General features: G+C 49.5%; 18 protein-coding genes. All 18 read left to right on the top strand.

Annotation, left to right across the window (positions count from 1 at the left end; translation table 11 throughout):
• Positions 1-11: 11 nt before the first annotated feature.
• The 18 genes from AC0LWM_RS20705 (at position 12) to AC0LWM_RS20620 (ending at position 21,380) form a co-directional block, all read left to right on the top strand.
• On the top strand, positions 12-1,859 hold the full coding sequence (locus AC0LWM_RS20705) for an FIMAH domain-containing protein (protein WP_474676890.1): 1,848 nt from the start codon (positions 12-14) through the stop codon (positions 1,857-1,859).
• 43 nt (positions 1,860-1,902) lie between these two features.
• Entirely contained in the window at positions 1,903-2,295 is a 393-nt protein-coding gene (locus AC0LWM_RS20700) for a RidA family protein (RefSeq protein ID WP_474676889.1), read from the top strand.
• 13 nt (positions 2,296-2,308) lie between these two features.
• The gene (locus AC0LWM_RS20695; protein ID WP_474676888.1) at positions 2,309-4,558 is read left to right on the top strand and encodes a hypothetical protein; all 2,250 of its coding nucleotides are present in this window, start codon (positions 2,309-2,311) and stop codon (positions 4,556-4,558) included.
• Between the two features lie 15 nt (positions 4,559-4,573).
• Positions 4,574-5,323 carry an SDR family NAD(P)-dependent oxidoreductase gene (locus AC0LWM_RS20690; protein ID WP_474676887.1) on the top strand — a complete coding sequence of 250 codons (750 nt, stop codon included), beginning with the start codon at positions 4,574-4,576 and terminating at the stop codon, positions 5,321-5,323.
• Positions 5,323-6,420 carry a hypothetical protein gene (locus AC0LWM_RS20685; protein ID WP_474676886.1) on the top strand — a complete coding sequence of 366 codons (1,098 nt, stop codon included), beginning with the start codon at positions 5,323-5,325 and terminating at the stop codon, positions 6,418-6,420. The genes AC0LWM_RS20690 and AC0LWM_RS20685 overlap by 1 nt, the downstream gene beginning before the upstream one ends.
• 200 nt (positions 6,421-6,620) lie before the next feature.
• Positions 6,621-8,420, top strand: coding sequence for a cache domain-containing sensor histidine kinase (locus AC0LWM_RS20680; protein ID WP_474676885.1), 1,800 nt, complete (start codon positions 6,621-6,623; stop codon positions 8,418-8,420).
• Positions 8,398-9,873, top strand: a complete 1,476-nt coding sequence (locus AC0LWM_RS20675) for a response regulator transcription factor (protein ID WP_474676884.1) — start codon at positions 8,398-8,400, stop codon at positions 9,871-9,873. Before AC0LWM_RS20680 ends, AC0LWM_RS20675 begins: the two co-directional genes overlap by 23 nt.
• A 123-nt stretch (positions 9,874-9,996) precedes the next feature.
• Positions 9,997-10,911, top strand: coding sequence for an ABC transporter permease (locus tag AC0LWM_RS20670; RefSeq protein WP_474676883.1), 915 nt, complete (start codon positions 9,997-9,999; stop codon positions 10,909-10,911).
• The gene (locus tag AC0LWM_RS20665; RefSeq protein WP_474676882.1) at positions 10,905-11,765 is read left to right on the top strand and encodes a carbohydrate ABC transporter permease; all 861 of its coding nucleotides are present in this window, start codon (positions 10,905-10,907) and stop codon (positions 11,763-11,765) included. Before AC0LWM_RS20670 ends, AC0LWM_RS20665 begins: the two co-directional genes overlap by 7 nt.
• Before the next feature lie 52 nt (positions 11,766-11,817).
• Positions 11,818-13,350, top strand: coding sequence for an extracellular solute-binding protein (locus tag AC0LWM_RS20660; RefSeq protein ID WP_474676881.1), 1,533 nt, complete (start codon positions 11,818-11,820; stop codon positions 13,348-13,350).
• Between the two features lie 66 nt (positions 13,351-13,416).
• A complete protein-coding gene (locus AC0LWM_RS20655; RefSeq protein ID WP_474676880.1) occupies positions 13,417-14,520 on the top strand; it encodes a M14 family zinc carboxypeptidase in 1,104 nt (367 codons plus the stop codon).
• 21 nt (positions 14,521-14,541) lie between these two features.
• Positions 14,542-16,893 carry an FAD-dependent oxidoreductase gene (locus AC0LWM_RS20650; RefSeq protein WP_474676879.1) on the top strand — a complete coding sequence of 784 codons (2,352 nt, stop codon included), beginning with the start codon at positions 14,542-14,544 and terminating at the stop codon, positions 16,891-16,893.
• Between the two features lie 39 nt (positions 16,894-16,932).
• On the top strand, positions 16,933-17,712 hold the full coding sequence (locus AC0LWM_RS20645) for a creatininase family protein (protein ID WP_474676878.1): 780 nt from the start codon (positions 16,933-16,935) through the stop codon (positions 17,710-17,712).
• A 146-nt stretch (positions 17,713-17,858) separates the two neighbouring features.
• On the top strand, positions 17,859-18,350 hold the full coding sequence (locus AC0LWM_RS20640) for an NUDIX hydrolase (protein ID WP_474676877.1): 492 nt from the start codon (positions 17,859-17,861) through the stop codon (positions 18,348-18,350).
• Between the two features lie 38 nt (positions 18,351-18,388).
• Positions 18,389-19,063: an SGNH/GDSL hydrolase family protein gene (locus AC0LWM_RS20635; protein WP_474676876.1), complete on the top strand. Its 675-nt coding sequence runs from the start codon at positions 18,389-18,391 to the stop codon at positions 19,061-19,063.
• Between the two features lie 88 nt (positions 19,064-19,151).
• Positions 19,152-19,613, top strand: a complete 462-nt coding sequence (locus AC0LWM_RS20630) for a VOC family protein (RefSeq protein WP_474676875.1) — start codon at positions 19,152-19,154, stop codon at positions 19,611-19,613.
• Between the two features lie 91 nt (positions 19,614-19,704).
• A complete protein-coding gene (locus AC0LWM_RS20625; RefSeq protein ID WP_474676874.1) occupies positions 19,705-20,553 on the top strand; it encodes an ATP-binding cassette domain-containing protein in 849 nt (282 codons plus the stop codon).
• A complete protein-coding gene (locus AC0LWM_RS20620; RefSeq protein WP_474676873.1) occupies positions 20,529-21,380 on the top strand; it encodes an ATP-binding cassette domain-containing protein in 852 nt (283 codons plus the stop codon). The genes AC0LWM_RS20625 and AC0LWM_RS20620 overlap by 25 nt, the downstream gene beginning before the upstream one ends.
• Positions 21,381-21,382 lie beyond the last annotated feature (2 nt).

Raw genomic sequence — 21,382 nt, 5'->3', positions numbered from 1 at the left:
GAGGGGATAACATGTTAAAAAGGCCCAAACGATATGTAGCGCTATTATTATCCTTTGTTCTTGTTCTCTCTCTTGCAGGTGTGATGCGGGCGGAAGCGGCGAATTCATCGGCCAAAAAGGTTTACGAAGTCACATGGTCCGCCGAAGATTTATCTGCCCCGATGAATTGGGTGCACAGCCAATACTTTAACAATCCGCTTTATAAGGAAACACGGTTTGAAATCTATTGGCCCGGTACCCCGATTCCGCCGGGAGGGCCGCGCGAAACGTCATTTTACATGGTCTATAGGGAAGATGGTTTATATCTATTTATCCAATCCAACGAACCCGAAACCGAAGCTGACGGCAAATTGAAAGAAAGTTCTTTGGAGCTTTTTCTAGCCCCGGGCGAGGGAGATGTTCCGTACCACCAAATGATTGTGCCGACCGGCGGCGGCCCTATCGAATATCATGAGTGGCAAACCGAATATCGCGATAACCGGCCGCTAAAAGGATACGCCAGAGTGAATACCGGGCAAGTACCTACCGGATGGGGGACCGTGATTGTCATCCCGTGGGAGAATGTATATGACAGTGTACCGTTGGACGGCGGCAGCTGGCAATTTAACATGATCCGCTGGTCTCCTTCCGACGGTCAGACGTGGGGAGGTCACGTTCACCAGCCGGGCAAATTCAACCTGCTTCACTTCCAAGCCCCGTCTGCGGATCAACGTACAGCAATCCAGAAGCATGTGCTGAAGAATGCCTGGAACAAGTTTCAATCGACAGCAGCCCAGTTGACCGATTATTGGTTCGATAAACCGGCAACGAAGGACCAAGATTTTTATCATCGATTTGTCTTGCCTTTGATCGTAAAAGGCCGCGCTTCCGGTGCGCAAATGGACCGACTGGACTATTTGAACGCAGATGAAATTGACGAACTGTACGGGAATGTCCGAGATTGGATGGAGCTTCGCTACAATGTGGATGATCAACGTCGTGCCTATTTGAAGAAGGGGTTAACGAATCTGCGCACTGATCAAACCTCTCCGACGACCATAGCGAATCTGGAAGGAGCCGAAGGATCCGGCGATTGGTATGTTTCCGATGTGACGGTTTCACTCCTTGCTGACGATGACGACTCCAGCGTGGCATCTTCCGAATATGCGTTGACTGTCGTTCAAAGCACGAACGGACTGCAGTCTACCGATGGGTTCGTGCCTTACACTTCTCCGATCGTGCTGAGCGAAGGCGTCTACGAGCTGTTATACCGCTCAAAAGACAAAGCGGGCAATATCGAAGAAGCCAAACATGTTGCCGTACAGATCGATAAAACCGCTCCGACATTCTCGGTCTTGTTGAATGGCGGCGAATTAGGCGAAGATGTGCAAATCACCGACAGCCAGCCTGTTACGTTGACTTTGCAAACGAAGGACAATTTGTCAGGTGTAGCTGCACAAACGGTCACAGTCGATGGAAATCCGTATATTCCGGGAACGGAGCTCAATTGGGCAGGCAAACTCGGCACTCATACGGTGCGCATCGTTATGAAAGACCGTGCGGGCAACGAAACGCAGACGGAGATCGGCATTCAAGTAGATACGGATCTCGCGTCGATGGGGCAATTGTTGCAACGTTATGCAGAATCCGGGCAGCTAACGGGACCGTTGCAAAAACAACTTGCCAATAAATACGGCCAAGCGCTGGATCAGTTCAATAAGGGACATCTTGGGCAGGCGATCAAGCACATGGAGGATTTCCTGAAGCATCTCAATCAAGATCCGATGCAAGACTATATCGCTGCGGAAGCCAAAGCCGCCCTGATAACCGACGCGAATGCACTCATAACGTCCTGGTCCGTAGATAACGAACAAAACTAGTGTTCTCGGGTAACAGCGGCATTCATAGAAAGGAGAATCATTTTTGAACAAATTAAATCAATATGGAACGGAAGCCCCCCCTTTCACAGCGGCTGTATCGACGGAAACGCTGCTGTTTGTATCAGGGCAAGGGGGGGTTGACCTCAATACCGGCGAAGTGCCGGCAGATGATTTGGAAAACCAGACGCTGCTTACCGTTCAGAACATACAAAACATACTCGCCCAATCGGGGCTTACCTTGAAAGATGTCGTTAAGGTGAACGTTTATTTAACGAATCGCCAATATTATGGCGAATTTAACCGGATATACAGCCGATTGTTTCCGCAGCCTTATCCTGCGCGCACCGTCGTCTATTGCGATTTGAATTTTGATTTGCTCGTAGAAATCGATGTGATCGCCAAGTTGAAAGAAGCAGGAAGGCAGAAAGAAGAATAGGAGGCAATCAAGAATGAACAATTTGCTAGCCGGAATTCCAGATGAACATATGAGGTTCGTGCAGCTGCCGAATGAGCAGGGACATAATGCGGTATGGGATTTCCAGCGCTCGCCGGACGGCCGTTTCTATGTTAGCGTTTGCGGGGAAAACGAAAAGCCATTAACGGCGCTGTTGTATGAATATGACCCGAAAACAGGAGATTTGCGGCTGATTTGCGATGTGGAGAAAGCGTGGATCATCGACCGGGAGGAAATGCCGCCGAGCAAAATCCATACGAGCATCGACTTCCTGCCAGACGGCAGACTGATTATGGCGACTCATAATACGGCTCCGGCGCCCGGCCATAAGCAATGGATGTATGAACAGCATTACGAGCATCCTTGGGAGGGCTTTCCCGGCTCCATCCTAATGATTGTAAATCCCGATACAAACGAGGTGCAAGTAAGGGGCATTCCCGTTCCGCGGGAAAGCATTTACGGCGGCATGCTTGGCAACGATCCGCGATATTATTATTTTCTCGGCTATATGCGCGGACATTTTTACAGATTGGACCTGTTGACGAATGAGGTTAAAGATTACGGGAAAGTGACCGAGTTTTCCTCTTGCAGATTGGTTAAGGATGCGAAAGGGCGTTTATACTCCAGTACGTATACGGGAGAAATATGGAGGTATGACCCTGAATTAGACGAAATAGTTGACTTGAAGGTGCGATTCGTCTCTCCGAACGGGACGAAATACCGCAGACAATTTATTTTTGCGCTTCATTCCCCGCGGGACACTTTATTTATGGTAGATAACGTTGACGGAGAAATGATCGAACTGCATCCGGAAACATTGGAAACAACAAGGCACGGTCATATCCATCTTCCGGAGCAGCAGCCGGTCAAGCCATACGGAATCGGAGGTTTGGCGGCTGACGAAAATTTTGTCCTCTATTACGGGTTGAAGACGTTCGATGAATATTGTCCGATTCGTCTCGTCCGTTGGGACGTACTGAACGGAGGCAAGCCCGAGAATCTCGGGTTGATTACGCCCAGTGGGAAGGACTCCCAATATATTTGCGAAATGATTTTTGACGATAACGGACGGCTGCATATGGTTGACGTATGCGGAGAATTTTCTCCTTACATATTGGCCGTCGATGTAAATAAACTGCAGCCACCGGGGGCCGATACGCCGAATGCGATCGTCAGGCCCTATACGGAACCGGACTATAACGGGGTCGGCAGTCCTGCCTTTATGCACGTTGCGGCAAACAAGACATCCGTTTTGCCGCTGCATCAACACATGAAGTGGCGCGATTCGGCGATTAGCCATATGCATGCAACGAGTGACGCCGTATTCATCGTGAGCGGGCACGATTGCGTGTTCGTGACAGAAGCCGCTTATACGGACGATAAGCCTGCGCGAATGGAAATCGTTTATAGCTCAGGAGCACCGCGGTCATGCGTGGATGTAGACGAACGTACGATTGCCGTACTGACAACGGACAATCGAATTGTGCTTGTCGATACCGCATTAAGACGGTGCGAAATTGTAATTGAAGCTGCGGAAGGAATCGAGCTTTCCCGTCTTCATTGCTCTCTCAAGCAGGGCAAGCTGCTGGCAAGCGACCGCGAAGGGGCCGTATTTGTTTGCGATTTCGCCGATGGCAGCAAGCCGCGCAAGCTGGAGAACATCCGGCTGGCTTCAAGCGAAGTGCATCTGTTGAGTTTGGATCAAAGACGGTTATTGCTGTCTGGCGAGAGCGACGAAATTGTACTTTACGATATGGCAGCAATGCAGGCCGAGACGCTGGCTGTGAAAGCATCTTCCGTCAGAGGAAGGGCATTCCGGGCAACGATTACGGGGGGCGCGGTGCTATCGGACGGAACGATTGTGGCCGGGACGCATGACGGCATGTTGTTTACTGTGACGCCTGATCTTCGGCGGACAACAGGTTATGGCAGACTGTATTCAAGCGGGCAATTGCGAGGGTTCGTCACGCCAAACGGCAGCGACGTATTGGGGATCTACGGCGGAGCGAGAGAAGCGGGACATGTGTTTCATTTCTCGCGCGATTTCGGTCTGGTCGATCTGGGGCGACCGCGGGTGATCAAGGATAATCAAGAACTTCGCGACATCGATTCGGAGTGGGCGAGCATTCATTACATCTCGTGCCTGGCATACTCGCCTGAAGACGACTGGCTGTGCGTCGCGTCAGGGGAAGAATACGGCTGCGCTGTCCGGTATCGGGGCGTCGCTTTTCCGAAATACGGCTGAAAGAAGGTTTTATCATTGAGCGCACTGGAACATAAAGTGATCTTAATAACGGGCGGACTGGGCGAGTTGGGGCGTTCGGCGATCGACATGTTTTTGGCGCGCGGCGCGGTCTTATTCGTGTGCGACCGGACTCCCATCGAACGCTATCCTGAGATCGAACGATTAAAGCGGCAATACGGCGACCAAAGATTTCAATTTGCGCAGGCCGACGTATGCGATGAACGTGCCGTACAATCGGTTATGTCGGACATTGAACAATGTTTCGGCAGATTGGATGGTACGTACCACAACGTGTATACGAATGTATGGAAACCGGCGGTTGAATTGTCTTTGCCCGAATGGGACGATACGATCCGAGGGACGTTAACCAGTACGTTTCTGGTGTGCAAGTATGCGATTCCTTTGATGATTCGGTCGGGAGGCGGTTCCATCGTCAACACATCTTCCATATTGGGGGAAATTCCATCCAAGGGCTGTCTGGCGTATGGCGCCGCAAAAGCGGGCGTCATCCAATTTACGCGAGTATTGGCGGCCGATTACGCGCAAGACGGAATCCGTGCCAATGCTCTTCTGCCCGGCAATTTCCTGTCGGAGAAAAGATTAGCCGAAGAGATGGCGCAAGAAGATGCGGGAATACGCCGATCAACGTGGCTTGAACGCAGCGGCAGCGCAAGCGAGATCAACGAAATGGCGTCTTTCTTGCTGTCGGATGCGGCTTCTTACGTCACCGGCTCCGCTTACAGAGTGGACGGAGGTTTTCATTGATGGCGCTTAAGCGAATCGCGGCGATCGTAACGGAATACAGAACCAATTCCCATGCCGAAGTCATATTGGGCCGGCTGCTCGGCGATTTTTCCTATCAACCGCGACTTGAAGTCGCCTCAATCTACACCGATCAGGTGCCGGCGGGGGATATGAGCCGTGATATCGCCAAGCGTCTGGCCATCCCTATTTACCCGACGATTCGGGACACGATACGGAATGAAGGCGGGGCCGCTCCGATTGACGGAGTCGTCATTATCGGCGAGCACGGAAACTATCCCGTCAACGAGAAGGGGCAAACGCTATACCCGCGGCGGCGCATGCTGGAGGAGACGCTGGCGGCGCTTGCCGAGCTTGATTTGAACGTACCGATCTTTTCCGACAAGCATCTGGCCTATCATTATGACGATGCCCTGTGGATGTATAAGGAATTGAAAAAACGGGATATTCCTTTCATGGGCGGTTCTTCGATCCCCCACACCGACCATGTGCCCGCTTTCGATCGAACCAAACTGCGTACCGTCAGCGAAATTGTCGTTGTAAGTCCGCCACTGCTTGAAGGATACGGTATTCACGCCTTGGAAGTGCTGCAATCGCTTGCCGAGCGGAGACTTGGGGGCGAATCCGGGGTCAGATCGGTGCAAGCTTTCCAGGGAGGCGAAGTCTGGGCGGCAATGGACCGCCAAGAATGGCCCGAAGAGCTGCTGCTGGAAGCAATGAAAGTTTACCCAGGTCTCGAACCGGTCCATCCGCGGGAGCTTGATCCGAATCCGCTGCTTATGATCATTGAATACACGGATGGAACGAAAGGTTTCGTCGTTCAGTTGCATAATGTTATTGAGCAATGGGGGTTTGCATTCCGCAACAAACAAGGCGAGACGGCAGCGGCGCTGTGCAACAGCCATTTGGAGCGGCCGTTCAATCATTTTGAACGTTTTGCCGAAATGATCGAATCGTTCATCATGACGAGACAACCGCCGTTTCCATTAGAACGGACGTTGTTGACTACAGGGATGATCTGTTCCATTGTGGACGCATTTCATTTCGGCAGAACAATCGATACGCCTGAACTGGAAATCACATATCAGAACTGTTTATAGAAAGCCGGTTTGTGTGAACAATCCGAGTATTGCATTCGGGCCGACGCCAGCGTGTTTTTTGTACTCTACCCCGGAAGCACGCATTCTTATGCCGGGTACTACCATTGCATATGCAGTAGGCGTTTATTTTGGTAAAATGACCGTATATCGGCGGCGGAAACGCTTTCCGGTGATATGATGTAGAGCAAAGGTGAGCCGTCATGATGGTTAAACGTTTCCTTTATCGATTGATCCCGGCCAAACTGAAATACCGTCTTTTCTTTGCTTTTATCCTGTTCGTGCTCATCCCGATCGCCGCCATTCATATCTATCAATTCAGCACGATGGAGAATCTGATCAAGGAGCGGATCAGTCAGCTGAACGACAATCAATTGGAGCAGATCGGAATTTCATTCGAAGGAATGAAGACCAAAATATTAATGTCGATGCTGACGCTCGAGAAGGATAAGACCGTCATGTCCATTTTGCAAAATCCGGACAAATATGATGAATTGCAAAGAAACAACATCATCGAAGACAGGTACAAACAGCTGCAACAATATGTGTACAGCAGTTTCGTGCATTTTACGCTCGCGGACTTTCATGGGAATCGCTATATGTCGTACAGATCAGATCGTATTGAACCGCTCGAGGAGATTATGCCGAAGGCGCGATTAGCCGAGTTGCTGAGCGGCGAAAGTTCCTATTTCTTGCTGCTCGATAAAAAAGCCAGCGCATCATTGTGGGACAACGCACCGTTGTTCACGCTTTATTCCATAGCCAAAGACGAACATGATGAACCGTATGGCATGCTGCGAATTCGTGTTGATTACAACGAATGGTTCAAGTCTGCCGCCAGGGAAATCTCCTCAGGCCAAAATTTCCTCTTAACCGACTCCGGCGGAACGGTCATATCCAAGACTAGCAGCGGAGTTCCTGTGCAATCCGACATCATTCAAAAACTCATATCCAATTTACTCAACGGACAGAACATATCCTATTATATGGACAAAAAAACCAACTCTCTTGTCAATATCCGTTATTTGTCCTCGCTTCAATGGTATGTGATTAACGTATTTCCGCTCGATATGTTTCTGGGTGATCTGAAAGCGATGCGCAACCAAGTGCTGATTACGTTATATTTTACGATCGGCGTATTTACGCTGTTTACTTTTATCATCTCCGCTTCCGTTACCCGTCCCTTGCAGAAATTGCAAAAAAAGATGAAAGAAATGGCCAAACGCAATTTGCAAGTTCACATTCCCGAAAACGCTCACAAAGGTGAAATTCTTGGGCTGAACCAGGCTTTCAACCGAATGGTGCAGGATATCAACGATCTCGTAGACCGGCTGAAAATCGAAGAGCGGCAAAAGGAGGCGATTCACCTGCAGATGCTGCTTAACCAGATCAACCCCCATTTTCTGTTGAATACGCTTAATTCCATCAAGTGGATTGCGCTGGAACAGAAAAACGATACGATCACCGAAATTTGCCTCTCCCTCGGAAAATTATTGGAATCCAGCTTGAATTCCGAAGTCGAGTTGATTCATCTTAAAGGTGAACTTGAATTGCTTCGCGCCTATATACATATTCAGAAATTCCGTTATGACGGGCTGTTTGATATCCATTACGATGTAGATCAAACTTTGGAATACGCCCTTATACCGAAACTAGGCTTGCAGCCGCTCGTAGAAAATGCGATACATCATGGGCTGTCGCACATGGAAAGCGGCGGAATCATCACGATCCGCATTTATGCGGAAAATAACAAACTGACAATTGAAGTGGAGGATAACGGTATCGGTTTGCACAAGCCGAAGTCGATATTGCCCATTCGGAACCGCAAGGGTATCGGTCTGGCAAACTTGCGGGAACGATGCCGCTTGTTGTTTAGGAAGGATGCGGATATTCAACTGATTTCCCTAACGCCGGGAACACGAGTGAAGTTGACTATACCGTTGCTTATATCCATTCCTTATACAGTGGAGGGCATGCGCCATGTGGAAAATTCTGATCGTTGAAGACGAAGTTCATGTAAGAAAGTCGTTAATCTCGAGTTTCGATTGGCAAGCAAGCGGCTTCGAAGTCGTCGGCGAGGCCGGCAACGGATTAAGGGCGTGGGAATTTATCGAGGCTGAGCAGCCGGACCTGGTCATTTGCGACATTATCATGCCGGTTATGGACGGGATCGAATTGTTGAAAAAGACGAAGGAGGCGGGATTGCCATGCCTGTTCGTCATGTTGACTTGTCTGAACGAATTCGAATACGTGCGGATGGCTTTGCAGCATGGAGCGTTCGATTACATGCTGAAGCTTTCCATGGATATCGCCGCGATGAAGGAGATCTTGGCGAAGGTCGACGCTGAATTAAACCATGCTGCTAAACAAACTTCGCGCATATTATTCGTTGATTTTCAGCACATGTATCATGGAATGTGGGAGGCGTTCATTCAACGCAAGGAATACCGGTTAACCGGGCAAGAGCTGGAGCAATCAGGTGGCCGTTGGTCCCATGTATTGATCTGCTCGATACTGAACGGCGACAGTCCGGTTACGGTTGACGATTTCTCCGCCCTCGGTTTTGTCGTGCCTGATAGGCATGCGGCCATTCACCAATTTTCCGTTTTTGGTCAAACGACATTCTTCTACTGGCATCGGAATCCAATCGAGCTGAAGCCGTTCTCCGGCGACGAGCCGCTCTATCCTACGGTTGTTTGTTCGCCAGTTCCAAGCAAACAATTGATTGAGGCGTGGAGAGAAACGCTTGTACAACTGGATCGATTCTGGTATAGCGGGCGGAAACAATTGCATTTTTTCGGGATCGGGGAAAGCTTGCCTGGTTGTGGCCATTACGTGCCGTGGAAGCAGGAACGCAAGCTGATTCAATATTTTGAACAGGCGCGACTGGAGGAATGCGTATCTTTGCTGGAAGAGATATGGAGCGGAATGGAGCGCAGCTTGCTCCCTATGTATATGGTGAAAGATACGGTTCTGCAACTTGACAGCTTGCTGCAGCGCATCGCCAACTCGCCGTTCGTCGATACGAACGTGCTGACCTTGTGCGCGAATCATAAGGAATTGCTGGCGAAGCTGGTAGAGAGGTTGAGGACAAGCGTGAGGCATGCGCATGGAACCAAGGAACCTTTGACCAACCATCACGAGATCAACAAAATACTCGATTATATCCATGAAAATTACAATTCCAATATTACGCTCAAATCGATGGCCCAATTTGTTGCCTTGGACGAGCATTATTTAAGCAATCTGTTCAAGAAAAAAACAGGCGGCAATTTCATCGATTATTTGCACGGCGTCCGGATCAAGGAAGCGAAAAATTTTCTCGATCATACCGACCTGACGGTCAATGAAGTGGGAGAGCGGGTTGGTTTCGTAAGCGACAATTACTTCATCAAAATATTCAAAAGACGGACAGGAATGACGCCGGCTCACTACAGAAGCAGGAATGCGGAATGAAATCCATCCAAGAAATTGCTTAAAAATGTTCTATCGAGAACACAGATACGTGAATGTATTCGTCCGCGGTAGGGTGCTATAGTTTGAATATGCAATGCCAATCGTCATGAAAGAGGTGAACGGATGCAGGGCATCGCTTTTGTCAGGAGAGTATGGCAACACCGGGTGTTCTTCGTGATGCTGATGCCTGGATTGATTTGGTTTGTCATCTACAAGTACGTACCGATGTATGGGGCAATCATCGCATTTAAGGACTATGATTTGTTAGGGGGAATATTGGCGAGTCCATGGGCCGACCCATGGTATAAGCATTTCAAATTTTTTTATGATTCGCCTTATTTTACGCAATTGCTGGCAAATACGTTTGTTATCAGTTTTTACAAACTGATGTTCTCCACGTTCCCTCCGATTATTCTGGCGCTGTTGTTTCATGAATGCCGAAAACGATGGTTTAAGAGTGTGATCCAGACGCTCAGCTATATGCCGCACTTTTTGTCCTGGGTCATCATTTACGGAATTCTGCTAGCCTTTCTCTCGCAATCGACAGGGCTTTTGAACCGCTGGATGACCGAATGGGGGCTCGATACAATCCCATTTCTGCAATCAACGGATTGGTTCCGCAGCATACTGGTCGGCTCGGATATATGGCAAAGCGCCGGGTGGGGAGCGATCATTTACTTGGCTGCAATCGCCGGCGTCGATTCGGCGTTGTATGAAGCGGCAAGAGTTGACGGGGCGAGCCGGTTGCGCATGATCTGGCACATTACATTGCCGGGTATTCGCAATGTGATCGTGCTGCTGTTGATCATGAGGCTGGGGTATATTCTCGATGCCGGGTTCGATCAAATTTATATCCTTTATAATATTCAGGTCTATTCGGTTGCGGATATTATCGATACTTGGGTATTCCGCACGGGGCTTGAACAGTTGAATTTCAGCGTTGCTTCAGCGGTCGGCTTGTTCAAATCCTTTATCGGCCTCATTCTTGTGCTGGGAGCGAACCAATTGGCGAAACGGTGGGGGGAAGGGATTTGGTAAGAGGGATCGAAGACCGCGTATTTGATTTTATCGTCTATTCGATATTGTTGTTCGTCGGGCTGGCGACTGTATTTCCGATGATGTACGTCGTTTCCGTTTCCATTACACCCATGTCCGAAGTGTTGAAAAATGGGGGATACGTCATTATTCCCCGCAGCATTACTTTTGAAGCATACAAGGAATTGCTGGGCAACTCCGCAATCCCGCGCGCATTCTCGGTAACGTTGTTCATCACGGTGGTCGGAACAGCGATCAATATGGTGCTGACCGTGTTGATGGCTTATCCGTTAAGCCGCAAAACTTTGCCGCTGCGCAGCTTTCTGTTGTTGGTCATCGCCTTTACGATGCTGTTCAGCGGTGGCCTCATTCCGCTCTATTTGGTTGTCAAGGCGACAGGGCTGCTGAATACGGTCTGGGCGATGATTATTCCCGGGGCGATCGGCGCGTTCAACATTCTGATTATGAAAAGTTTCTTCGAGAATCTTCCCGAAGAATTGTTTGAATCGGCGCGGATCGATGGGGCCAAGGAATGGAGGGTTTTGCTGCAGATGGTCATCCCGTTGTCTGTCCCCGTGCTGATAACGGTCGGCCTCTTCTATATCGTTGGCCACTGGAACTCCTTCTTTAGCGCAATTATGTATATAACCGATAGGAAGCTGCATCCGATTCAGGTGATTGTCCGCAACATTCTGACACGAGCGCAAAACCCGGTTGAGAATTTTGAAGTGCCTCTACCTACGGAAGCGGTACAGATGGCCTCTGTCATTATCGCTTGTCTGCCTGTGATGGTTGTATATCCGTTCGTGCAGAAGTATTTTACGCAAGGCATGTTAATCGGTTCGATCAAAGGCTGATTCGATCCGTTGCTTCGCAAACCATTCTAACATGGAAGAAGGGATGCTTTTCATGAAACAAAAGAAATGGGTTACGCTTTGTTTGGCTGCCATGTTGTCGATGGGCACAATGCTCACCGGATGCGGAAGCAGCGAGGGGACAGGAAGCAAAGATAACACGGGACAATCCGCTTCTCCTGCCCCAACCGCTTCTTCCTCCGATGCGCCAAAAACCGCACCGATCAAATTGGAGATTATGACGGATAGTGGCGGCGCGAAATTGCCGGAGGGCGACAATGACCGGATGAAAATCAGGCTTGACGAGAAACTGAACGCCGATATCCAATTGTCTTTATTCGATGATTACAATCAGGTGAATGTGCGCATGGCCGCCGGAGATTATCCGGACATCATTTCGGTTAACCGCATTTCGATGCAGGAATTTGCCAAAAAAGGGCTGCTGCTCGATCTGACTCCGTATATGGGAAAGCTGGAGCAGGCGAAGCAATTCATCGGAGAGGATAGTTTAAAAAAAGGAACCGTGGACGGGAAAATTTACGCATTGGCGAAAAAGCCTTCATTTCCTTTCTTTAACATATGGATCCGGAAAGATTGGTTGGAACATTTGAATCTGAAAATACCGACAACGTTGGAAGAGTTTTCTGAAGTCGCTAAAGCATTTACGGAAAATGATCCGGACGGCAACAACAAGAAAGATACGTACGGCATTACCGGAACGGGACTGGCTGCGTTCGATCCCATTTTCACCGCTTTTGGGGTAGGTACTTTCGGAACGTTTTACAAGAAGGATGGCAAATTGATGAATTCCTTCTACGATCCGGGGATGAAAGATGCGCTGAAATTTATCAACGAGTTGGTGAATGCCGGCGTTGTTGATCCGGATCTGCTTACCAATACGGGCACCCAGCATGAGCAGAAAGCGTTCCAAGGGAAGGTCGGCATGATCTGGCATGGGTTCCCGAGAATGACTTTCCCAGAGCGCGTGCAGGAATATAAGGCAGTAAATCCTAACGCTGAATGGGTGCAAGTTCCGGCATTGAAAGGTCCGGGGGGACAATATGCCGGCGGATGGGATGTCGGCATCGCTCCGGGAATGCATGCGATTTCCAAGTCGGTCGAGAAAGATCCGGAGAAATTGCAGAAAATATTCGATCTGTTGAATTACGTGGCGAGCCCGGAAGGTTCCACCCTTGTCGCCCATGGGGAAGAAGGCCGTCACTGGAATCGCGAGAATGGCAAAATCGTCAGAACCGAACTAAGAGCCAAAGAACATGCCTTTATGTATCAACTGCTCGGCCGAAATGAAATGGAATATTTGCAATCCGGTTATCCGGCTGAGGCGATCGATTTCGCCGCCAACACACCGCGCATCGAAGTGTATAATGGATTGCTTGATCTTCCGGAAGGATATAATCCTGCGGATGCCGAACGATACATGCTCGAGGAATTGATGAAATTTGCTTACGGCAAACGACCGCTTAGCGAATATGAAGACTTCCTGAAAACATTGGAAACGACGTTCAAATATAAGCTGATGCTGGATTCCGCCGAGAAGCAGCTCAAAGATCTGGGCATCATAAACTAGGAAGGATAGGCAACGGGGAGTGAATGTACTTTCCGTTGCCTGTTCCATGTCAGGAGAATAAAGCCGATGGAGAATATACGAATTACCGATAACTACGCAGGAGGGAATATTCGCGTTATTACGCAAGATGGCGATCTGGTGAAATTGGAGCAGGACATCCGGGATACGTCAGGCTGGTGGTTTTATTGGAATTTCCGCGCGGAAACCGATCAGGCGCAGACCGTCGTATTTGAATTTCTCAACGGAGAAGTTATCGGTCCATGGGGGCCTGCTGTCAGTACAGACGGCATTAGCTGGCAATGGCTTGGAGCCGATTCGCTCATTTCTCGACAATCGTTCAGATACTCGTTCACAGAGGGGGAATGCGTCTACTTCAGTTTCTCGTTGCCGTATCAACTGCATCATTTTGAACGGTTCTATTCCCGCATCTCCGATCATCCGGCTGTCCGGCGGCAAGTTCTTACGCTTTCGGAACAATTGCGGCCCGTCCCGCTGCTTGTCATCGGCAATGCTGCAGCCCGTAAACATATGATGTTCACTTGCAGACATCACGCATGTGAATCTCCTCCCTCATATATGCTGGAAGGGCTGTTGAACTATTATTTGTCGCAAGCTGAATCGCCGGTATTGCAGCAATTTGCCATCCATTGTGTCCCATTCGTTGATCTGGATGGCGTAGAGAATGGCGACCAGGGCAAAGCGCGTAAGCCTCACGACCATAACCGGGATTACGTCGCTACCCCTCGCTATAAAGCTACGGCGGCCATTGTCGAATATGCGAAATCGCTTGAGCTGGCGGCAGGGATTGATTTGCATAGCCCCTATAAATGGGGAGAACGAAATGATTTCCCTTTCGTTGTAAAAAGAGGGTACCCATTTAAGGGTGAAATTGAACGGTTCAACGCATGTCTTGCTGCCGCAACTCGCAGTCGCGCTGCATCAGGGCTGATTTCCTATCGTTCCATACATGATATCGAGATGGGCGAAGTTTGGAATCAGCCGAATGGCGCGACCTGCAGCGCATTTTTTGAAAGAACGGGTGCGCAGCTTGCATTTTCATTCGAGTTACCCTATTTCGGTAATCGGGATATGGTAATTTCTCAGGACAATTGCCGCCAATTCGGTGCCGATTTTGCGCGGGCGCTGGAAGCGTATTTGCTGCAAATTTGATGAAAAAGGGAGTGACCCGGAATGAAGTTCGAAATCGTAAAAACCGATATTACGGTCATCGGTGGAGGTTTGGCGGGTGTAAGCGCAGCCGTGGCAGCAGCCAGGCTAGGCCGTTCGGTGGCGCTTGTGCAGAACCGTCCCATGCTTGGCGGCAACTCAAGCAGCGAGGTGCGGGTTTGGGTTAGCGGCGCTACATCAACAGGTACGCATCGATACGCTCGGGAAACGGGGATTATCGGTGAAATGCTCGTTGAGAACCAGTACCGCAATCCGGATGGCAACCCTTATTACTGGGATCTCGTCGTCCTCGAGACCGTGCTTGCCGAAACGAACATAAGATTGTTTCTTAATACCGATGTACACGAAGTGGAAGCGGAAGGCACAGAAACGTTCAGGACTATCCGCTCGGTAACCGGATGGATGATGGGATCGGAACGGAAAATTCGTTTTGAGAGCAACATGTATCTGGACTGTACAGGGGACGGACTGGTCGGTTTCTTGGCCGGGGCTCAGTACCGGCTGGGCCGGGAAGCAAGAAGCGAATTCGGCGAACCATGGGCGCCGGAGTCGGCCGACGATATTACGCTCGGCAGCACATTGCTGTTCTATACGAAGGACGTCGGCTACCCGGTCAAATATGTACCGCCCGCGTTCGCCAAAGATATTGCCAAAACGTCGATTCCGATGAGGCGAGTGATCCGCAGCGGCGATTCCGGCTGTTTCTATTGGTGGATTGAGTGGGGCGGGGAACTCGACACCGTTCATGAAAATGAGCGAATTCGCGACGAATTGTGGTCGGTCATTTACGGCATATGGGATTATATTAAAAATTCGGGCAACTATGAAGCGGAGCAACTGACGTTGGAATGGGTCGGGGCCATTCCGGGCAAGCGCGAATACCGCCGGTTCGTCGGCGATTATATGCTCCATCAGCACGATATTATCAAACAGACCCGATTCTTTGACCGGGTTGCGTTCGGAGGATGGTCGATCGACCTGCATCCGCCGCAAGGGATGTATGCGGCGGAGGATGGTTCGAAACATCTGTTTTCCGACGGTATTTACCATATTCCGTTCCGTTCGCTCTATTCGGTCAATGTCGACAATATGCTGATGGCCGGTCGGAATATTAGCGCGACACACGTCGCTTTCGGTACGACACGAGTCATGGCGACGTGCGCGGTGATGGGCGAGGCAGCCGGGACCGGTGCGGCACTCTGTGTTCAGAAAGGCATTACGCCAAGGGAATTATGTCGCGATCATTTGGAGGAACTGCAGCAGACTTTGCTGCGCGAGGATGCAGCCATCATCGGCATAGCGAATCGCGATCCACACGATTTGGCGCTTGGCGCTGCAGTAACCGCATCCAGTTCGTTAAGGCGCATCGCCATCGAGCAGCCGCACGAGCTTCACCATTTGCACGAGGATGCGGGTTTGCTTTTTCCGGTCGCTCCCCAGCTTGAAGGTTTCGAACTGTTGGCGGATGTCGATGCGGACACCTTGCTGGAAATTGAGCTGTGGGACACCGGCCGGTCGGAAAATTATGTACCGCATACGCTTATTGCCGCTTGCAGCATTCCTGTGCGCCCCGGTGAGCGACAATGGATTGCCGCCGACTTGTCCTGGAATCCGCTGGAGGACCGGAACGCCTTCGTCATCGTCAAGGCGAACCCGAATGTCGCCTTATGGTTGTCCCATCAGCCGTTGTTCGGCGTGCTCGGTTTTGTCAGGCAGCCGGAGCCTGTCGTCGCCGAGTTGAACGAGGGACAGTACGTAGCCCAGCCTGTAAGGGACTGGATCATGCGTCCCGTTGTCCGCAAACCGTTCTGTTTCCGCGTCGCAGGGGAAACAACGGCATACAGCGCCGACAAAGCGATCGACGGCTACAACCGTCCATATGGCGGACCGCATGTATGGCTGTCCGATGCTTTGTCCGCTACTGACGAAGGCGCAGATCGTCGTATGGCTGCGGACGATGAAGCTGGCAAGAATGGTACGGAAAACGCGGAGGCAGTAAATGGCGCTGCAGGACGTGAAGCTGCAGGAAGTGAAGCCTGGCTGCAACTGTCCTGGAACCGCCCGATCCGCTTATCGGAAGTGCATTTAACCTGGAACGACGATGTGAATGAATATTTGATCAATCTTCACTTCATGCGCACTCCGTTCGATATTTTTCCCGAGCTGGCTGCAGACTATCGACTTGAGGCATATGTGGCTGGACGATGGATAACGGTGCACAGGGAGACAGCAAACCGAAAACGGAAACGGATCCATCGTTTCACACCTGTCGCAGCCGATCGTCTGCGTGTCGTCATTGAACGTACGAACGGCAGTCCGCATGCGGAACTGGCGGAAATCCGCGTGTATGAGTAAGCTCGGGTCCTGCGAACAAATTGATGGAGGTTTTTGGATATGAGGGATATCCTGTTTCATGAACTGACTCGGGAGGAGATTTCTCATCGGGCTCAGCTCGGCTGCGCAATTGTCATCCCGCTCGCTGCGACGGAGCAGCACGGTCCCCATCTGCCGGTCTATACCGACAGCCTGATTTGCGATCGCGTCATCTCTGGAGCCGTACGTCAAGCGAGCGAATCGGTCGATTTATTACTGGCTCCGGTTCTGCCGTATGGATGCTCGGACCATCATTTATCCTTTGGCGGAACGATTTCGTTCTCGCCCGGAACCTATGCTTCTGTATTAAGGGATATTGGAGAAAGTCTGATTAAGGATGGTTTTCGAAAACTCATCTTTCTAAACGCACATGGAGGAAATACGCCTTTGATGATGCAGGCAGCGAATGATCTGGCTGTTCATCATCCGGTATGGGTGGCCGCGGCTCCATACTGGAGCTTGACGACAGATGCATTGCGGGAGTTGACGATGACGGAATCTTGCCCGATGCCGGGACATGCGGGAGAGTTTGAAACCTCTGCGATTATGGCCATCAGACCTGAACTCGTACGAACGAATTGCCTAAATAAGACACATGTTCAAAGAGAGTGGCTTAAATCTATTACACCGGGGACATTTATCGGCAAACATCGGGAGCTCACAGGGTATGACGGATTTACAGATTCGCCTCATTACGCGAGTGCAGAAGCAGGAAGGGCTAATCTGAATGTCGTTGTTTCTTGTGTTGCGAATTGGCTCGTTAAGGTTGTGCAAGAGATGAATCAGGGGGGAGAAGCATAAGAGAGGATAAAGGGAATTTATTGAGGAGGATGTAGCCCATGCGAAGGTGTGGGAACGTCCTTTTTTTATTGAACAACCGAGCAGGAAATTGCAAGAAAGGGGTGGAATAAATATACAAATGATACCGCATAAGGAGGTTGTAATAGATGGCATTTCCAACGCACATCGTATCAGCAGGAGGATATGTGGAAGACGGGCAAGGAAATATCCTTTTAGTAAAAACCCGTGACGGTGGTTGGGTTTGCCCTGGTGGGCAAGTGGAAGTCGGAGAAAATCTGATGGATGCTTTGGTTCGTGAAATCAAAGAGGAAAGCGGAATTGATGCTTCGGTTAGCTACTTAGTCGGCGTCTGCTCGAATACAGGGATTTTTAAATGGTATGATGGCGTGACTGATGTTCCTACGCAAGTTATATTTGAATTCGTATGTAAACCCGTTGGCGGGGAGTTGCTAGCTGTTACGGAAGAAACAACCGATAGCCGCTGGGTGGCGAAAGATAGAGTTCTTGATTTCATTACACATCCAGCTATTCGTGCTCGGTATCAGGCATATTTGGATTTTAATGGAGCTGTAAATTACATGGAGTATGTCACGCACCCCGAGTTCGTAATCAAACACCAAACATTTATATCGAAGTAGATTGTTTTACGTTATTGACCAAATGGAAGGAGTTGAAGATGAGCAATATGAGCCTATCGGCAACGATCAGCAATCTGGAAAACGGCAAACATCAGCACATCGTCGTTTATGGGACCAGTCTTACCGAAGGCGGCGCTTGGGTCTGCGGATTAAAAGAGATTCTGGATCGCCGGTTTCCGGGGCAAGTGAAGTTGACTAACAGCGCCAAAGCTGCGCAATGGTCGGGCTGGGGACTTGAAAATTTGGAGGAACGTGTAATCGCGCTAGCTCCCGACGCCGTTTTTCTGGAATTCGCCATAAACGACTCCTATTTGCCTTATCAGACGAGTGTTACGAAATGCGGTAAAAACCTGGATGCTCTTATCGATCGAATTCACGCTGCCAACAAGAATTGCGAAATTATCTTGATGACCATGAATCCACCGGTTCGGGAACACCTGAAAATCCGTCCTCTGATTGAGCAATACTATCAGGTGTACAGAGATACGGCTCGCAAGCGCGGACTTTTGCTCATAGACCATTACCCGGTTTGGCGTAGAATGTTAGACGAAACCCCCGGCGAATTCGACCGGCTTATTCCGGATGGAATTCACCCTTCGGACGAGGGCTCGACTAAAATAACGCTTGCCGAAATCGTTAAGACTTGGCTGTGTGGAGAACAGTTGGGGGAAGAACTGGACGGAAGAAGTATGAAGATTATTAATCAAAACTAATGGCATCAACATAACTGTAAGTCGACTGTTGCGGTCATTAAGACTTACCGATGAAGAAGAAAAATAAATCAAAGGAGTCGAAAAACGAATGGAAGAAATGAAAATAAGTGAAATTGTGCCAAGCGCAATAAAGATGGAGCCAAAATTGCTGAATTTAACATGTATTTATTTACCGGCTAAGCACCCCTATACCACTGCAAAATGGTACAGTGAAATATTTGGTTTAGAAGCAGCCGACTTTGCGCCGTTAGACCCTAGTGCAGGTCTTGTTGTATTAAACTTTTCCAAAGATATTCCTGGCGGGGGGAGTATATTTTTTGTACAGTCCAACGATAAGTTTTCAATGAATTTCAATAATATCGAAGGATATAATCACGCGATACTAATGTTCCAAGTAAAGGATATTGAGGAGATCTATGAAAGAATGAAGGAAAAGGGCGTGGAGTTTGCCACAGATGGAATAAAGGATCGCGGTGGATGTGGCAAAGAGATTGCATTTTTTGATCCGGACGGAAGAAAAATTGAAATTAATGATTATGGTACGAGATAAATGATTCATACAAACGGACGAATCCGGGCCGAATGAACTCCGATTCACCCGAATATAATGGGTAACGACTCTAAGGGAATGGGGAAATGGGATGACCGAAGCCGCCAAATCGCCATCCGTCGTTTTTGACAACGTTTCTTTCCGTTTTTCGGAGCATGGCGAATGGATCGTCAAAGATATCAATATTAGCATCGCTCCTGGCGAATGGATAGCCATCGTGGGAGGAAACGGCTCGGGAAAGTCGACCTTCGTTAAATTAGTGAACAGCTTGTTGAAACCAAGTCTGGGAAAGGTTCTCGTTTTCGGAGAATCAACCGATCCTGCGAATATTGTAAAGATCCGTCAGTTGGTTGGAATTGTTTTTCAAAACCCCGATGAACAGACGGTCGGCGCTACAGTCGAAGAGGATATCGCGTTCGGCCTGCAAAATCTTATGTTCCCGCGAGCTGAGATGATTTCGCGAATAGACCGTATATTGAAATTGCTGCAATTGGAAGAGCTCCGGTACCGTCCCGTTCGAACGTTGTCCGGCGGGCAAAAGCAATTGGTTGCGATCGCCGGCATACTCGTTATGCATCCGCGAATCATTATTTTCGATGAAGCCTCGTCCATGCTGGACCCGCAAAATGCAGGCAAGTTGCTAGGCGTCATGTCCGAGCTTCATCGTATGGGACTGACCGTCATTCAGGTGACGCATGATCCGGAAGATATCTGGAAGGCGGACCGAATTTTGGTGCTAAATCATGGACGCCTTGCTTTTGCCGGGGACGTCCCTACATTAATGAAGCAATCCGAGATTCTCGAAGAGGCTCAGACGCTCTCACCGTTTCTAGTTCGTTTACAAAAAGCGCTTCGCACGAAAGGTATGGAGCTGCCTGCCTGCTGCGGATCGGAAAAGGAATTGGCCAAATCCATATGGGAATCGATTTCCGTGATGTAAGCTATACGCATGCCAAAAGGACTGCCATGGAGCATAAAGTGGTCAACGGCGTTACGTTGTCCATACCTGACGGGCAATTTGCCGCGATCATGGGCCCCTCAGGATCCGGCAAAACTACTTTGGGACAGCTGGCTGCCGGTTTATTAATGCCTGAAACCGGACTCGTGTATGTGGATAATATCCCCACGAACAGAAGGAAAAACAGGTCCGAACTATCGAACAAAGTCGCTTACGTTTCTCAATTTCCCGAGCACCAGATGTTTGAAGAAACAGTATTTCGGGATATCCGGTACGGGCTTCGCCGGAGGAAGTATAGCGAGCCGGAAATAATGGAAAAAGTGAAAGGCGCGATGGAATGCGTCGGACTCTCTTTTGAAGCATACAAGGATCGCTCTCCTTTTCAGCTTAGCGGCGGAGAACAAAGACGGGTTACATTGGCAGGCGCCGTCGTCCTGGAGCCAAAGATTCTGATTTTGGATGAGCCGACGGCTGGACTGGATCCATTAACACGAGGGAAGCTTCTCGCTTTGCTGACCGTTCTTCAACGAACAAAGCATATGACGATCATCTGCATTACACATTATCTGCAGGATGCTTTGGAATGTGCGGATCGTCTGGTCATTTTAAATAACGGAAGACTAGCTTATGACTTGAAACCTGCCGAAATCGAATGCGTGCTGGAAGATCCCGCTATAGCTTTATCTCCAACACCTTTACTGCGCTTCCGCAAGGAACTCGAATCCTTTTTCCCTGGAAAAATCGATTCGGAGCTCATACAAGAAAACAAGCTTTTCGCCTTCATAGCCGACCGTCTAATGCGCACATAGGA

This window comes from Paenibacillus sp. sgz302148, from assembly GCF_056120465.1.
This window is presented reverse-complemented; position numbering and strand designations above follow the sequence as displayed.

Coding starts and splice junctions, on each gene's coding strand:
- AC0LWM_RS20705 (WP_474676890.1), top strand. CDS start 12: ATGTTAAAAAGGCCCAAACGATATGTAGCGCTATTATTATCCTTTGTT.
- AC0LWM_RS20695 (WP_474676888.1), top strand. CDS start 2,309: ATGAACAATTTGCTAGCCGGAATTCCAGATGAACATATGAGGTTCGTG.
- AC0LWM_RS20685 (WP_474676886.1), top strand. CDS start 5,323: ATGGCGCTTAAGCGAATCGCGGCGATCGTAACGGAATACAGAACCAAT.
- AC0LWM_RS20680 (WP_474676885.1), top strand. CDS start 6,621: ATGATGGTTAAACGTTTCCTTTATCGATTGATCCCGGCCAAACTGAAA.
- AC0LWM_RS20675 (WP_474676884.1), top strand. CDS start 8,398: ATGTGGAAAATTCTGATCGTTGAAGACGAAGTTCATGTAAGAAAGTCG.
- AC0LWM_RS20670 (WP_474676883.1), top strand. CDS start 9,997: ATGCAGGGCATCGCTTTTGTCAGGAGAGTATGGCAACACCGGGTGTTC.
- AC0LWM_RS20660 (WP_474676881.1), top strand. CDS start 11,818: ATGAAACAAAAGAAATGGGTTACGCTTTGTTTGGCTGCCATGTTGTCG.
- AC0LWM_RS20655 (WP_474676880.1), top strand. CDS start 13,417: ATGGAGAATATACGAATTACCGATAACTACGCAGGAGGGAATATTCGC.
- AC0LWM_RS20650 (WP_474676879.1), top strand. CDS start 14,542: ATGAAGTTCGAAATCGTAAAAACCGATATTACGGTCATCGGTGGAGGT.
- AC0LWM_RS20645 (WP_474676878.1), top strand. CDS start 16,933: ATGAGGGATATCCTGTTTCATGAACTGACTCGGGAGGAGATTTCTCAT.
- AC0LWM_RS20640 (WP_474676877.1), top strand. CDS start 17,859: ATGGCATTTCCAACGCACATCGTATCAGCAGGAGGATATGTGGAAGAC.
- AC0LWM_RS20635 (WP_474676876.1), top strand. CDS start 18,389: ATGAGCAATATGAGCCTATCGGCAACGATCAGCAATCTGGAAAACGGC.
- AC0LWM_RS20630 (WP_474676875.1), top strand. CDS start 19,152: ATGGAAGAAATGAAAATAAGTGAAATTGTGCCAAGCGCAATAAAGATG.
- AC0LWM_RS20625 (WP_474676874.1), top strand. CDS start 19,705: ATGACCGAAGCCGCCAAATCGCCATCCGTCGTTTTTGACAACGTTTCT.
- AC0LWM_RS20620 (WP_474676873.1), top strand. CDS start 20,529: ATGGGAATCGATTTCCGTGATGTAAGCTATACGCATGCCAAAAGGACT.